This is a genomic window from Pseudonocardia sp. HH130629-09, from assembly GCF_001294645.1.
Lineage (GTDB): Bacteria > Actinomycetota > Actinomycetes > Mycobacteriales > Pseudonocardiaceae > Pseudonocardia.
The window spans coordinates 576,174-590,120 of the sequence record NZ_CP011868.1 but is presented as its reverse complement, the minus strand read 5'-3'; the positions used below and the strand labels follow the sequence as shown (position 1 = coordinate 590,120).

Annotated in this window: 13 protein-coding genes; 8 read left to right on the top strand and 5 right to left on the bottom strand. The window is 71.9% G+C overall.

What is annotated here, in order from left to right; translation table 11 throughout:
* The first annotated feature begins 979 nt into the window (after positions 1 to 979).
* The gene (locus tag XF36_RS29895) at positions 980 to 1,726 is read left to right on the top strand and encodes a sugar transferase (RefSeq protein WP_060710765.1); all 747 of its coding nucleotides are present in this window, start codon (positions 980 to 982) and stop codon (positions 1,724 to 1,726) included.
* A 174-nt stretch (positions 1,727 to 1,900) separates the two neighbouring features.
* Here the strand turns inward: XF36_RS29895 and XF36_RS02775 are convergent, their stop codons facing one another.
* The 3 genes from XF36_RS02775 to XF36_RS02765 all read right to left on the bottom strand — a co-directional run bounded on the left by XF36_RS02775 (position 1,901) and on the right by XF36_RS02765 (position 4,720).
* Entirely contained in the window at positions 1,901 to 3,325 is a 1,425-nt protein-coding gene (locus XF36_RS02775) for an IS1380 family transposase (RefSeq protein WP_060710764.1), read from the bottom strand.
* 92 nt (positions 3,326 to 3,417) lie between these two features.
* Positions 3,418 to 3,672 (bottom strand): aldehyde dehydrogenase family protein, encoded by a 255-nt coding sequence (locus tag XF36_RS02770; RefSeq protein WP_060710763.1) that lies wholly within the window; start codon positions 3,670 to 3,672, stop codon positions 3,418 to 3,420.
* A gap of 295 nt (positions 3,673 to 3,967) precedes the next feature.
* The gene (locus XF36_RS02765) at positions 3,968 to 4,720 is read right to left on the bottom strand and encodes an SDR family NAD(P)-dependent oxidoreductase (protein ID WP_060710762.1); all 753 of its coding nucleotides are present in this window, start codon (positions 4,718 to 4,720) and stop codon (positions 3,968 to 3,970) included.
* Between the two features lie 108 nt (positions 4,721 to 4,828).
* Here XF36_RS02765 and XF36_RS02760 point away from each other — a divergent pair, with 108 nt between their 5' ends.
* The 7 genes from XF36_RS02760 (at position 4,829) to XF36_RS02730 (ending at position 10,890) form a co-directional block, all read left to right on the top strand.
* Positions 4,829 to 5,446: a TetR family transcriptional regulator gene (locus XF36_RS02760; protein WP_060710761.1), complete on the top strand. Its 618-nt coding sequence runs from the start codon at positions 4,829 to 4,831 to the stop codon at positions 5,444 to 5,446.
* A gap of 190 nt (positions 5,447 to 5,636) precedes the next feature.
* Positions 5,637 to 7,172 carry a class I adenylate-forming enzyme family protein gene (locus XF36_RS02755; protein ID WP_060710760.1) on the top strand — a complete coding sequence of 512 codons (1,536 nt, stop codon included), beginning with the start codon at positions 5,637 to 5,639 and terminating at the stop codon, positions 7,170 to 7,172.
* Positions 7,169 to 8,284 carry an NDMA-dependent alcohol dehydrogenase gene (locus XF36_RS02750; protein WP_060710759.1) on the top strand — a complete coding sequence of 372 codons (1,116 nt, stop codon included), beginning with the start codon at positions 7,169 to 7,171 and terminating at the stop codon, positions 8,282 to 8,284. Before XF36_RS02755 ends, XF36_RS02750 begins: the two co-directional genes overlap by 4 nt.
* Before the next feature lie 141 nt (positions 8,285 to 8,425).
* Complete coding sequence (locus tag XF36_RS02745; protein ID WP_060710758.1) at positions 8,426 to 8,923, top strand: SRPBCC family protein; 498 nt, start codon at positions 8,426 to 8,428, stop codon at positions 8,921 to 8,923.
* Between the two features lies 1 nt (position 8,924).
* Entirely contained in the window at positions 8,925 to 9,977 is a 1,053-nt protein-coding gene (locus XF36_RS02740) for a phosphotransferase family protein (RefSeq protein WP_060710757.1), read from the top strand.
* Complete coding sequence (locus tag XF36_RS02735) at positions 9,974 to 10,540, top strand: DUF7065 domain-containing protein (protein WP_060710756.1); 567 nt, start codon at positions 9,974 to 9,976, stop codon at positions 10,538 to 10,540. The genes XF36_RS02740 and XF36_RS02735 overlap by 4 nt, the downstream gene beginning before the upstream one ends.
* Positions 10,537 to 10,890, top strand: coding sequence for a DUF7064 domain-containing protein (locus XF36_RS02730; RefSeq protein WP_060710755.1), 354 nt, complete (start codon positions 10,537 to 10,539; stop codon positions 10,888 to 10,890). The genes XF36_RS02735 and XF36_RS02730 overlap by 4 nt, the downstream gene beginning before the upstream one ends.
* A 4-nt stretch (positions 10,891 to 10,894) precedes the next feature.
* Here XF36_RS02730 and XF36_RS02725 read toward each other — a convergent pair whose 3' ends face one another.
* Both XF36_RS02725 and XF36_RS02720 read right to left on the bottom strand, forming a co-directional pair.
* Positions 10,895 to 12,418, bottom strand: a complete 1,524-nt coding sequence (locus tag XF36_RS02725; protein ID WP_060710754.1) for a class I adenylate-forming enzyme family protein — start codon at positions 12,416 to 12,418, stop codon at positions 10,895 to 10,897.
* Between the two features lie 67 nt (positions 12,419 to 12,485).
* Positions 12,486 to 13,940, bottom strand: coding sequence for an aldehyde dehydrogenase (locus XF36_RS02720; protein ID WP_060710753.1), 1,455 nt, complete (start codon positions 13,938 to 13,940; stop codon positions 12,486 to 12,488).
* Positions 13,941 to 13,947: the final 7 nt, after the last annotated feature.

Sequence of the window (13,947 nt, the reverse complement as noted above, 5' to 3'; positions counted from 1 at the left end):
GCCAGGTTGGCAAGGCCTCATCGGTGAGGGTCGTCCAGGATCACGCATACTGAACGATTCAACGCCGCTCTTGCGCTAGTGAGGTGGCTAGCCTTTGGCTCGATGATCGTGATGACCTACATGCTAGCGCGTGAGGACTCCACAGCATATGACAAGATTGGCTTGACTATCAGTCCCATAGTTGTCGCGCGATCGGTTTCTACGATCCGTTTTGGATTCAATCCCACCACCGAGCGCCTGCACTACCAGGAATCCTGGGAGTCTTGTATGTATGCCCGCGCTCGTGCCGCTCTCCCACGGCGTCGTGCACGGCACCTTCTCACCACTCACCGCGACCGCGCTGATCCCGCGGTCGCAGCCGCGGGATCAGGACACCGGCTACGCCGCGTGGCCGTTCGTCGCTCCCCGACGCTGCAGGCCACACAGCACCACGTGCGGCTCCACTCCCGCGACCGGTTCGACCGGGCGGACGACCTGCGGCTGTCCGGACTGGAGTCCGACGACGCACCGAATGGCTGCACCCGCTGGGCGCTCGACGTGACCAGGCCCGCCTGCAACGTCGAATGCGAGAACGGTTCGTCAGCGTCGACCGTCCGCTACCCGCGTCCTCGATCCGCCCATGATCGACCGCTGAGTGTGTGACCATCCCACCGGAACCCATCGCCAAGATTGTCGATCTCCCCCCGCCCGTCGCTCATGCCCCATCGTCCGTAGGCGAACCCCCAGAGGACAGGGCCGGAGCACCCGGACCGGACCTGGGGGACAACACGATGACCGCACCGACGGACGACCGCACCGCACCGCACCGCGTCTCCGTCCCGACCCCATCCCCGAGGCGACCGGGGCCGCGGCGGTCGTCGATGCCGCGGTCGGGACCGTCGAGTCAGTCACCGCCACCCCGGCCCGCACCGCCGGCCGCGCCTACACGGTCCTCAACGCCGTCGCCGCGCTGCTGCTCATCCAGCTGCTCGCCCCGGTCATGCTGGCCGTCGCGATCGCGGTGAAGCTCGACGGCGGCCCGGTGCTCTTCCGCCAGTCCCGCGTCGGCAAGCACGGCACCGACTTCGGGATGCTGAAGTTCCGCTCGATGGTCGTCGACGCCGAGGCCCGGCTCACCCCGCTCGCCGCCCGTGACGAGGGCGCCGGCCCGTTGTTCACGGTGTGCGCCGACCCTCGGGTCACCCGGGTCGGCTGTGTCCTCCGCCGCTACTCCCTCGACGAGCTGCCCCAGCTGTTCAACGTCGTCACCGGCGCCATGCACCTCGTCGGTCCGCGCCCCGCCCTGCGCCGCGAGGTCGCGGCGTACTGCCCGCTCGCCGCCCGCCGCCTCGCCGTCGAGCCCGGCCTCACGGGCCTCTGGCAGATCTCCGGCCGCAGCGACCTCACCTGGGACGAGTCGATCCACCTCGACGCCGAGTACGTCGAGCGCTGGTCCCGATGCTCGACCTGTCCATCCTGGCCCGCACCGCCGGTGCGGTCGCCCGCGCCGGGGCGCCTACTGACCCCGTTCCCCCACCTCCTCCGCGACGGCGGGGATCATGAGGTGCATGACCGAGGTCGGGTTCACCGCGGTCGACCGTCCACCGACCTGCGTCGGCCGGATATGTTTCCGAACCGGAAGCACCGGGCCGAGGCGGCGTCGCTGCGGCGCCCCAGGTCGCAGCAACGCACCATCGCGCTGCGTCACCATAGAGTGACGAAACGTGTCCGTTCCCGCACGGTGTGAGCCGGCGAACAGACACCCGGCGCTAACCCTGGTGATTCACGGAGCTGCGGATTGACCGCGTGATCGGCTGGCGGCGGATCCGGTCCGGTTCGTTCGATGGGTGGGCATGGCGAAGGGGCCGGCCTGCGCGTTCTGCCGGGAGCTCCCGCCGCTCGTCGTGTCGGGCTTCGGAGATCAACCAGCAGGAACAGGCAACGCGCACAGCCGCGCGAACGCGCGGGCGAGATCGACCGCCCAGGGCCAGGACCGTTGGATACGGACCCAGACTCGGCGTTGCCCGCGGGTGATCCGCGCGGCGGTGTGCAACAACCGGTAGCGCAACGCCTTCGGCTCGACCTTCGCCAGGTCGCCGTCGAGAAGCAGGCGCTGGGTCCAGGTGATCAGGTCGACCGCGAGCATGACCACGGTCAACCACGCCGCGTTGACGGCGAAGGACCGGGACGGGAAGTGGTTGAGGCCGGTGTCCTTGCCGCAGCGGATCCGGTCCTCGACCCGGGCGTGGGCGCGGTGGCGGGCGTCGAGGAAGGCGAGCTGCCCGACGCGGGTGTCGGTGGCGAACGCGGTGTAGCGCCAGCCGTCACGCTCCTCGAACGCATCGAGCTGCGCGCCGGGATGCGGCCGTTCGCGACGGACGACAACGCGGGTCCCGGCCGGGTAGTCGACCAACGCGGAGGCGGGGAGCAAGCCGGTGATCTCGGCCAGCCCGGCGCCGTCACGGTGCCCGCCGTCAGCGTCGACCGCCTCGGCCCACACCGTCTTCGGGACCAGGCTGATCACGGTGCGTTCGCGGTCGGTGACGGCCCAGCCGACGGAGAACTCACAGCTCACCGCTGTGTCTTGTTGCGCTCGGATGTGGGCGAGGAAGGCTTTCGTGGCGCCCGCGGTGTCGGTGCGGACCAGGATCGGGTGCCCGTGACGGAACGCGTCAGGGATCTGGGCGAGCGCGTCGTCGAGCACGTTGATGTGATCCGCGGCGGTGTTCGCACCGGCGTTCCCGCGGCGCAAGCGGGCGGCGAGGAACTCGCCGGTGTTGTCGCAGAACGCCAGCATCGGGTGATACCCGAACGTCTTCTTGAACGTGGGCGTGGCCTGTTCCTTCTCGCTGTGGGCGATGACGATCGTGGCGTCGAGATCGATCACCAGCACGTCCCGGCCGTGCCGGCGCAGGTCGCGGCCGGCGACCCGAGCCGCGGGAAACGCGCGACCATCGACGTCGGCGTGCTGGGCCCAGACCACCTCCCGGGCCCGCGCCCGCCCCGCCGCGATCGAGGACAACCGGCGCTCGTCGAGCTTGTCGAGCAGTCGCCAGCAGGTCGAGTCCGATGCCACCGACCCGAACACCGCGCCCTGATCGGCCAGGACCGCGATCTCGCAGATCCTCGTGGCCCCGTCGGCGACCGCGACGGCCAGATCGACCAGCACCCGCCCCGGATCATGACGCGCCCGAGCTCGTCGCAGCGGTGCGAGCGCGGTCGAGAGTTCACTGGTCAACGTGGTCCGGTCGGCGACATCGGCCAGCAGACGCGACCCGACGTGCGACACCACCCCAGCGCCGTCGGCGGTCACGATGACCGGTGGGCGCGTGCTTGTAGTCTGCACTCGGAAAGTGCCTCCTCGACCATGGCGGACAGGGCTTCGACACCCGCTGTCTTACCTGGTCACGAGGCACTTTCTTCAGTTGGGGTCGGAGATCACCGGCACAGCCCGTGAAGAGTCCGGGCTAGCTCGTCCGCGAGGCGGGAGACGAACGCCGCCCGCTCCGGCGGTGCGGTCGCCGCCCAGTCCGGGAACGCCCGGCGAGCCGCGCGGACGGCACGGTCGACATCGGCGGCATCCCCGGCCGGCACGTCGGCGAGCGACTTCCCGGTCGCCGGGTCGAGCACCTCGATCCACTCGGTGGCGGCGGACGCGATCCACCCACCGTCGATGTAGAGCTCGAGACTCACGAGACACTCCCCCTCGTCGGACAATCGCGGGTGAGAAGAATTCGCCGCGCAGATCATTGAGCCTTTTTCAACCTGACCAGCGAGCTTCTGCGTCAGGAGATCGCGAAGGTTGCAGCGCAACTGCTCTGACCACAGCTGCACAGGTCACCGGCTCGCTAGCTCGGCGTCTGCACCCACACAACCAGGCCCCTGAGCTGCCGGAACGGCAGGTTGAAAAAGGCTCATTGGCACAGATGCGCCAACCGGGCGATGATTTTTACCTTACGGGTATAGTTTAATATCTGTCAACCGCCGGTCACCGGACCCCGCCGGAGACCGGCAGGGTGTGCCCGGTGACCATCGCGGCCGCCGGCGAGCACAGGTAGACCACCGCCGCAGCGACCTCCTCCGGCGCCGCGGCGCGGTGCACGAACTGACTGTCGGCGACCTCGCCCGCGATCGCGTCGGGCGCGAACCACTGCTCGACCCGTGGCGTCAGCGTCAGCCCCGGAGCCACCGCGTTGACCCGGATCCCCTGGTCCGCGTACTGCCGCGCGGTGTAGCGGGTCAGGTGCACGACGCCGGCCTTGGCCGCGGCGTAGGCGGGCGAGGCCGTGGTCTGAGGACTGACCCCGGCACTGGACGACATGTTCACGATCGCCCCGCCACCGCGCTGCGCCATCGCCGGGATCTCGTACTTCATGGCGAGCCAGGTCGAGGTCAGGGACCGGCCGATGATCGCGTTCCAGCTCTCCAGCGACGTCGTCGTCACGGTGCGCCCGAGCTCCCCGTCGCCGACGTTGTTCACCGCCAGGTCGAGTCCGCCCAGCTCGGCCACCACCTGGCCGACGACGCCCGCGACCTGCGTCTCGTCCGTCGCGTCGACCTGCTGGAACACCGCGCGGCGCCCGTGGGCCCTGATCCGGGCCACTGCCGCCTCACCACCGTCCGCGTCCAGGTCGGCGATGCCGACGTCGGCGCCCGCGGCCGCCAGCGCTACCGCCGAGGCGAGCCCGATCCCGGACGACCCGCCGGTCACCAGGGCGATCCGCCCGTCCAGCACACCCATGAGGACTCCCTCGTCGACGACCGGCGTGCGGCCGCGACGGGCCGCTTCACCTTACGACAATAGGTATGTCTCGCGGTTCGATCCAGAACGGTGCGCCATACTCCTGCCATGCCGCGTCCCGCCCAGCCGTTGCTGAGTCCCGCGTCCATCGTCTCCGCCGCCCTGGCGATCATCGACGCGGAGGGCCTGGAGGCGTTCAGCCTGAAGCGGCTGGCCCGGGACATGGAGGTGCAGGCGCCGTCGCTCTACTACCACTTCCCGGACAAGGCCTCGATCCTGGAGGAGGTCGCACGGGCGATCGTGATGGAGACCCCGCGTCCGCGCGAGCGCGACGCCGGGCACTGGATCGAGTACCTCGTCACCCAGAGCCTCAACTTTCGGCGAACCGTGCTCCGGCACGCCAACGCGGCGCCCGTACTGCTGGAGTTCATGCCGCGCGAGGTGCTCGCACCGGTCTACGAGGTGTCGGCACGACTGCTGGCGGACGCCGGAGTCCCCACGCACCTGCAGGTCCTGGTCCTCGACGCGCTGGACCGCTTCACGCTGGGCGCGGCCCTGACCGAGGCGATGAAACGACCGGGGACCCGCAGGGAGACGTTCCCGCACGTCGACCCCCTGGAAGAGCCTGCGATGGCGCGGGCCGTGGCCGCCAACCGGCTGGCGCCGGAGGCACTGTGGGCGGAGTCGATCCGCACGTTCCTGCGCGGTATCGACAACGCCGGGTGAACCGGAACACACACATGTCTTGACCAGTACTACCTACCGCCATAAGGTAAGAATCATTCGCCCGCGTTCCGATCCGGAACGCGCTCCGCTCTGTAGGTCGTCACCGCACACAGGAGTGCGGACGCCGGTCGTCCCTCCCGCACGTGCGCGGACGGCTCCGCGCTCTCCTGACCACCACCGGGAGAATCGAATGATCACCGACGGCGTCCGATGGTGGGCGCGCACCACCCCGAACAGACCGGCCGTCGTCTTCGACGGCACCGACGAGGTCGGCTACGCGGTCCTCGACCGCTGGACCGACGACGCCGCCCGCCGGCTCGCCGGCACCGGCGTACGCGCCGGGGATCGCGTCGGATTCGGCGGCGCCAACCAGCTCGAGTGGATCGTCTCCGCCATCGGCGCGCTCAAACTCGGCGCCGTCGCGGTTCCGTTCAACAACCGCTTCACCGCGGCCGAGCTCCGTTACCAGCTCGGCGACGCCGAACCCGTCGCCGTCGTCGCCGACGCGACCGTCCGCCCGGCGATGAGCGAGGCGATCGGTGACGCGCCGATCCGGCTGCTGTCGATGGAGTCGTTCGCGGAGCAGCGCCCTGCGCCGGACTCCCCGCCCACCGACCCGTTGCCCCCGCCTGCGGTGTCACCCGACGACGTCGCCGTCATCGTCTACACCTCCGGGACCACCTCGGAGCCGAAGGACGTCACGATCACCCACCGCGGGTTCGTCAGCTTCGTGACCGAGTTCGCCGTGACCGAGCCGGTGATGCGCCCCGGCGGGCGGATCATCTACGTCCTCTCCATGTCGGGCATGCCGGGACTGCCCTGGCACGTGCTGCACCCGCTCACCCGCGGCATGACCCTCTTCTACGAGCGCGGGTTCGACGCCGTGGCGATGCTGCGGCGGATCGCCGAGCAGCGCGTCGAGGTCGACTGCGGGGTCCCGCTGCTGTTCGAGCAGATGTCGGCGGTCCCGGAGTTCGCCGACGCCGACCTGTCCTGCGTCCGGCTCGCCACCGTGGCCGGTGCCCGGGTCTCCCCCGACAACCTCCGGCTGTGGCTGGAGAAGGGTGTCGTGCTCCGGCAGTCCTACGGGATGACCGAGCTGCACGGGCTGTCGTCGATGAACCCGGTGGAGGAGGCGGTCGCCCATCCGGAGGCGATCGGGCGGGGTTCGGTGTTCACCCCGCACCGTGTCGTACGCGAGGACGGCAGCGACTGCAGGCCCGGTGAGGAGGGCGAGATCGTCGCCCGCGGCCCCTCCATCACCCCCGGCTACTGGCGCAAGCCCGAGGCCACCGCGGCCGCATGGCGCGACGGCTGGTTCCGGACCGGCGATCTCGGGGTGGCCGACGGGTCCGGACTGATCCGCATGGTCGACCGGACGAAGGACCTCATCATCTCCGGGGGCTACAACATCGCCCCCTCCGAGATCGAGAACGTGATCGCCGGACTGCCGGGGGTCGACGAGGTCTGCGTGATCCCGGTCGACGACGACCGGTTCGGCGAGACCCCGGCCGCCGTCGTCCACGGCGACGCGGTCCCCGACGCCGCCGCCGTCGTCGCCCACTGCCGGAACAGGCTGGCGGGCTACAAGGTGCCCCGCTACGTGATCCACCGGGCAGAACCGCTGCCCCGCATGGCCAGCGGGAAGATCGCCCGCCGCCGGGTCCGCGATCTGTACCCCGACGTCCTCCACACCCACCACCGAGTCCGCGAGGAGTCGCGATGAAGAGCAGGGCCGCACTGCTGATGGAGGTCCCCGGCAAGTGGGAGGTCCACGAGGTGGACATCGACGGGCCCCGTGCGAACGAGGTCCTGCTGGGCTACGCGGCGTCCGGGCTCTGCCACTCCGACGAGCACCACGCGACCGGGGACAGCGCCACCCAGGTGCTGCCCTACTGCGGCGGGCACGAGGGGGCGGGCGTCGTCGAGGCCGTCGGCCCGGGGGTGACCACCCTGAAGGTCGGTGACCACGTGGTCACCTCGTTCCTGCCGGGCTGCGGTCGCTGCCGCTGGTGCGCGAGCGGGATGCAGAACCTCTGTGACCTGGGGGCCCTGATCGGGCGCGGCGCCATGCTCGACGGCACCTTCCGGATGCACCACCAGGGCCGCGACGTGGCGCAGGCGTCCTTCGTGGGCACGTTCTCCGAGTTCGGTGTCGTACCCGAGCACTGCTGCATCCCCATCGGCACGGACATCCCGCTGACCACCGCGGCCCTGGTCGGCTGCGGGGTACCGACCGGCTGGGGCTCCGCCGTCAACGCGGGTGGTGTCCGGCCCGGCGACGTCGTGATCGTCATGGGGACCGGAGGGCTCGGGATCAACGCCGTGCAGGGTGCCGCGCACGCCGGTGCCGTCCGCGTGGTCGCCGTCGATCCCCTGCCGAACCGGCGCGCGAGCGCACTGTCCTTCGGCGCGACCGACGCGCTGGGGTCGATGGAGGAGGCCACCGAGCTCGCCCGCTCGCTGACCAACGGGCAGGGCGCGGACGTCGCGGTCGTGACCACCAGCACGCTCAAGGGCACCTACATCGCCCAGGCCTTCGACGCCGTGCGGAAGGACGGCACCGTGGTCGCCACCGCGGTTCCCGGCCGCGACGCCGGCGCGGTCCCGCTCGACCTCGCCCAGCTGCCCATGTACCAGAAGCGCATCCAGGGCTGCCTCTACGGCTCCTGGTCACCGGCGCAGGCCGTCCCGGCGCTGCTCGACCTCTACCGCGCGGGCGCACTCAAGCTCGACGAGCTCGTCACCCGCACCTTCACCCTCGACGAGATCAACGAGGGGTACGCCGCGATGTACGACGGCAGCACCCTGCGCAGCGTGGTGGTCCACTCCTCCTGATCCCGCCCGCGGGCCTGTCCCCCGCGCGACCGGCGCAGCGATCCGGTGTCCCGGGGCGACCGTCCCCGGACAGATGACGGACTTCGTCGTTTGTCTCGTACACTGCGGTCGTTCCCCGGCGACGACGCGAGGAGACCGGCCATGCCGCGGTCACGCACGATCAGCGACGAGATCCACGTCGAGGCCTCCCCCGAGGCGCTCTGGCGGCTCGTCGCCGACCCGGCCCGCTACCCGGAGTGGAGCCCGGAGAACACGGGGGCCACGCTCCCGGCCGGCTCCACCCCGGCGGTCGGCGACGCCTTCGTCGGCAGCAACCGCCGCGGGCCGCTGCGGTGGACCACGCGCTGCGTCGTCACCGAGGTCGAGCCCGGGCGCCGCTTCGGGTTCTCGGCCCACGACTGGGGTCTGCGGTCCCCGTCGCTCCGGATCCGCAACGCGGCCTGGCGGTACCAGCTCGAACCGGACGGCACCGCCACCCGGGTCCGTCTCACGTGGACCGACGAGCGCCCCTGGCCGGACGTCGTCGCCGCCGTCGTGGACCGGATCGTGACCGGCGGCCACACGTTCGCGGAGTTCCAGCGCGACAACATCGGCCGGTCGCTCGCCGGCCTGCGGCGGGTCGCGGAACGGACCGGCTGACGTGGCCGTCGACCTGCTCCGCCGCACCGGCCGCGACCTCGACGACCTGCAACGGCGGCTGGGTGGCTGGCTGCGGTCGCACGGTGCCCTCGACGGCGTCCTGGCCGTCGAGCGGGCCCGCCCGGCCGAGGGCGCGGGCACCGCGAACGAGACGGTCCTGGCCGAGTGCCGCACCACCCGGGGCACCCGCGGGATCGTCGTGCGGCTGACGGTCCCGGAGGCGGCCGCCTACCTCGATCCCGACCTGGAGCGGCAGGCGGCGGCGCTGCGGTGGGTCGCCGCGCACACCGCGGTGCCGGTGCCCGCCGTGTACGGCGTCGACCCCACCGGCGAGGTCCTCGGTGCCCCGTTCCTGGTGACCGAGCGGGTGGCCGGGTTCGTCCCGCCCGACTACCCGAACTACAACACCGCGGGTCCGCTGCACGACCTGACCGCGGACGCGCGGCGCGCGCTCTGGCAGGACGCGCTCGACCAGATGTGCCGGCTGCACCGGGCCGACGTGTCCACCGTGGACTTCCTGGAGCCGGGGCCGGAGCCGCTGGTGCGGTACTGGGAGCGGATGGCGGAGTGGGTCGGTGAGCGGGCGCCGCTCGGGCCGCTGGCGGGCGTCCGCGACTGGGTGCGCGCGCACGTCCCGGCCGACGCGCCCGCCGGCCTGTCCTGGGGCGACGCCCGGCTGGGCAACATGCTGTTCGCCGGGACCCGGTGCACCGCGGTGCTGGACTGGGAGATGGTCTCGCTCAGCGGCCCGACGGTCGACCTCGCCTGGTGGCTGATGTTCGACCGCAACCACAGCACCGACGCCGGCGTCGACCGCCTGCCCGGGCTCGGGACGCGCGACGAGACGCTCGACCGCTGGCGGGCAGGCACCGGCCTGCCGGTCGTGGACCTGCGCTGGCACGAGGTGTTCGCCCTGTTCCAGCTCGCGCTGCTGCGGGCCGGGGCGTTCGCCGACCGCGCCCGCGCCGGGCTGCCGGTCCCCGGCGACGACGACCCCCGCAGCGTCCGCAGGCTGCTGGACCGGATCGACGCGCGTCTGGAGGACCCCGCGTGAGCTACACCCCCGAGGACCACCACCGGCACCACCCCGACGGTGACGTGCCGGGCTGGCAGGAGTCCTGGCTTACCTCCTGGTACGACCCGCTCACCCGCTCCGGCAGCTACCACCACGTCGACTTCCAGCCCGCACGCGGGCGCGCATGTGTGCAGAGCTGGGTCGCCCGCGGCGGCGAGGTGCTGGAGCGCTACCAGTCGCTCAACGTCCCGATGGACGATTACGACCCCGCGGAGTTCCGGGCCGGCCCGCTGGACGTGAGCACCACGGTCCCGCTGCGCGAGTACACGACCCGCCTGCCGCAGGTGGAGCTGGCCTTCACCGGGTTCACCGAGCCGCTGGCGCCCCGCGGGAACACCATCTCGGACTACCGCTCCCCCGGGACCGGTCACTACGAGGTCTTCGGGCGGGTCGCCGCGACGTTCCCGGACGGCGGCACCGCCACCGCGTTCGCCTTCCACGACCACTCCTGGGGCCCGCGCGACTACGGCGACCTCGCCGCGACCTACCGCTGGGGGCACCTGACCTTCGGGAGGACCTGTTCGCCGTCGTCTACGCCATGACCAGCGACCGGCGCGGCCGCGGGGACTACGGCTACGTCGTCGACGGCGGCGTGCGGCACGGCGTCGTCCGGGTGGCCGACCGGATGACGATCGCGGAGGACGGGCACACCCCGCTCTCCGCCCGGCTGCAGGTGTGGACCGACTCCGGGCACGGCTACGAGTTCACCGGCGAGACCGACCTCTCGGGGGTGTCCACCCACGACGGTGGGCACTTCGCCACCGAGACCTACGGGACCTGGCGCTGCGGCGGGCGGCTGGGCAGCGGGCACCTCGCCGTCCGGGAGCGTGCCTCCCCATCGCCCGAGCACCGGGCGTGGCTGTCCGCCCACGAGCACGGCACCGGGTCGTGAGCCCTCAGCGGACCTTCGGGAAGCGCTCGGGCGCGTCGGCGTAGACCGCACGCAGGTCGCGCTTGGCGATCTTCCCGCTCGCCATCCGCGGCAGCGGCCCGTCGTGGGTGATCACGTAGCGGGGCACCTTGTAGTCGGCGAGGCGCTCGTTGCAGAACGCGACCAGGTCGGCCGGGGCCAGGTCCCCGTCGACGTGGACGACGGCGGCCGACGTCTCGCCGAACTTCGCGTCGGGCACCGGGACGACGGCCACCTCGATCACCCCGGGGACCTGGGCGATCACCGTCTCCAGCTCGGCCGGCGAGATCTTCAGGCCGCCGGAGTTGATCATCTCGCCCATCCGGTCGACGTAGGTGAGCAGGCCCTCGGCGTCGAGCGTCCCGAGGTCGCCGGTGTGCAGCCAGCCGCCCCGCAGCGCCTGCTTCGTCGCCTCCTCGTTGCGCCAGTAGCCGGGGAACATGCCGGGCCCGCGCATGACGATCTCCCCGACCTCGCCCACCGCGCAGTCCCGGCCGTCCGGATCGACGACCCGGATGCGGGTGAAGGGCCCGCCCCAGCCGCACTTGTCGGGATGCCGCAGCGCTCCCTCCGCCGACATCGCGGTGGCGGTGCCGCCGATCTCGGTCTGCCCGTAGAGCTGGCGGAGCGCGACCCCGCGCGGGCGCCACTTCTCGAGCAGCGGCACCGGGACCCTGGCACCGCCGACCCACGCGGTCGTGAGGTGGTCCAGCCGTGCCCGCTCGAACCCGGGCACCCGCGAGATCTGCTCGAAGAGGATCGGCGGGCCGGTGAAGGTGGTGATCCGGGCTTCCTGCAGCACCTCCAGCGCCCGGGGCGGGTCGAAGCCCGGCTGCAGGTACATCGTCCCGCCCTGCACGAGGCTCCGGGAGAGCCCCCACACGACGCCCGCCGCGGTGAACATCGGCAGGACGAGCAGGACGCGCAGGTCGTTGGGCCCGACCTGCTCGCCCAGGGACCACTCGTGCATGATCCCGGCGATCGTGCGGTGGGTGAAGACGACGCCCTTCGGCGTGCCCGTCGTGCCGCTGGTGAAGACGATCGAGGTCGGGTCGTCGGGCTCGGCCCCGAACGCCGGGGCCGGCTGGTGCCCGCCGCCGCGGGCGCCCGTGACGGCGTCGTCGAGCCCGAGGACGGTGAACTCCGGCCCGGAGCGCCGCACCTCCTCCAGCAGCGGCAGGTGGGCGGCGTCGCCGAACACGACAGCGGGCTCGCAGAGCGACACCAGTGCCCCGAGCTCGGCGGCGAGGAAGCGCTGGTTGAACCCGCAGACCACGGCCCCGGTCTTCCAGGCGGCGACCGCCGCGACGCACCACTCGAGGCTGTTGGTGCCCACGATCCCGACGCGGTCGCCCCGCGCCACGCCGTGCCCGCGCAGGACCGCCGCGACGCCGTCGGCCCAGGCGTCGAGGTCGGCGTAGGTCAGGACGTCGCCGTCGAGGTCGACGGCGGGATGGTCCGGGACCGTGCGCACCCACCAGGTCAGGGCGTCGACGACGGTGCCGCTCACGGGATCCTCCAGGGCGTGGTGGGACGGACGGGTCCGGGGCGCCGGCGGACCGGCGCCCCGGGGAGTGTCAGGAGAACAGCGGGGTCATGTCCTCGGTGAGGTTCACGGTCTTCAGCTCGTAGTACGACTCGACGGCCTCCGCACCGGTGTCCCGGCCGACGCCCGAGCACTTCACCCCGCCGAACGGCGCCTCGGTGTTGTAGGTGAAGGAGTTGACGCTAAAGGTGCCGGTCCGGACCCGGCGGGCGACGTCGGCCGCCCGCTGCGGGTCGGCGGTGAACACGGCGCCGTGCAGCCCGTACTCGGAGTCGTTCGCGATTGCGATCGCCTCGTCGACGGTCTCGTAGCGGATGACCGACGCGACCGGGCCGAAGATCTCCTCCTGCGCGATCCGCATCCCGTTCTCGACGCCGGTGAAGACGGTGGGCTGGATGAAGGCGCCCTTCTCCAGCCCGGCCGGCACCCCGCCGCCGGTGGCGACCGAGGCGCCCTCGGCCTTGCCCGCCTCGACGTAGCCGAGCACCCGCTCCTGCTGGCGCTTCGACACCAGCGGGCCCATGGTCGTTGCCGGGTCGAAGGGGTCGCCGACCACGAACGACTCGGCGGTGGCCACGAGGGCGCCGACGACCTCGTCGTAGCGGCCGCTCGGCACCAGCACCCGGCTGTAGGCGGCGCAGACCTGGCCGGTGTTGAAGAACGAGCCGGTCGCGAGGCCGGTCATGGTCGTGGTGAGGTCGGCGTCGTCGAGCACGATCGCCGCGGACTTCCCGCCGAGCTCCAGCTGCAGGCGCTTGAAGCTCCCGCCGCACTCTTGCCCGATCTGGCGACCGGCCGCCGTTGACCCGGTGAAGCTGACCTTGTCCACACCCGGGTGTGCGACGAGGGCACGCCCGGCGTCGCGGTCGCCGGTGACGTAGTTGAACACCCCGGCCGGGACACCGGCCTCGACCAGCGCCTCGGCGATGTAGTACGCGTCGAGCGGGGTCTCGGGCGCGGGCTTGTAGACCACGCTGCACCCGCTGACCAGCGCCGGCCAGATCTTCGAGACGGCCATGTTGAACGGGCCGTTCCACGGCGCGATCGAGGCGACGACGCCGACCGGTTCCTTCACGACGGCCGCCGGCCCGTACATGGTCTGCCGGACCTCGGAGAGCGGGCTGTCGCGTGCCACGTCGAGGAAGTACTTCCCGACGGCCAGTGCGCCGGGGATCTGCATCCCGGCGAAGGCGGTGGGGAGCCCCATCTCCGCGGTCACCAGCCTGCCGATCTCGTCGAGCTTCGGCTCGATCAGGCCGAGCGCGCGCTCGAGCACCTCGGCCCGCTCGGCGACCGGCCGCAGCCGCCACACGCCCTCGTCGAACGAGCGGCGGGCCGCGCGCACGGCGGCGTCGACGTCGTCGGCGTTGGCGTCGGGGGCCTCGCCGATCACCTCGTCGGTGGAGGGCGACACGACGGGGATCCGTACCGACGACGCCGGCTTGCGCCACTCGCCGTCGATCAGCAGTTCGTCACGGACGTTCACGACGTCT

Excerpts from the sequence above, each read along its gene's own strand:
- XF36_RS02760 (WP_060710761.1), top strand. The coding sequence starts at position 4,829 with ATGCCGCGTCCCGCCCAGCCGTTGCTGAGTCCCGCGTCCATCGTCTCC.
- XF36_RS02765 (WP_060710762.1), bottom strand. The coding sequence starts at position 4,720 with ATGGGTGTGCTGGACGGGCGGATCGCCCTGGTGACCGGCGGGTCGTCC.
- XF36_RS29895 (WP_060710765.1), top strand. The coding sequence starts at position 980 with ATGCTGGCCGTCGCGATCGCGGTGAAGCTCGACGGCGGCCCGGTGCTC.
- XF36_RS02745 (WP_060710758.1), top strand. The coding sequence starts at position 8,426 with ATGCCGCGGTCACGCACGATCAGCGACGAGATCCACGTCGAGGCCTCC.
- XF36_RS02730 (WP_060710755.1), top strand. The coding sequence starts at position 10,537 with ATGACCAGCGACCGGCGCGGCCGCGGGGACTACGGCTACGTCGTCGAC.
- XF36_RS02750 (WP_060710759.1), top strand. The coding sequence starts at position 7,169 with ATGAAGAGCAGGGCCGCACTGCTGATGGAGGTCCCCGGCAAGTGGGAG.
- XF36_RS02755 (WP_060710760.1), top strand. The coding sequence starts at position 5,637 with ATGATCACCGACGGCGTCCGATGGTGGGCGCGCACCACCCCGAACAGA.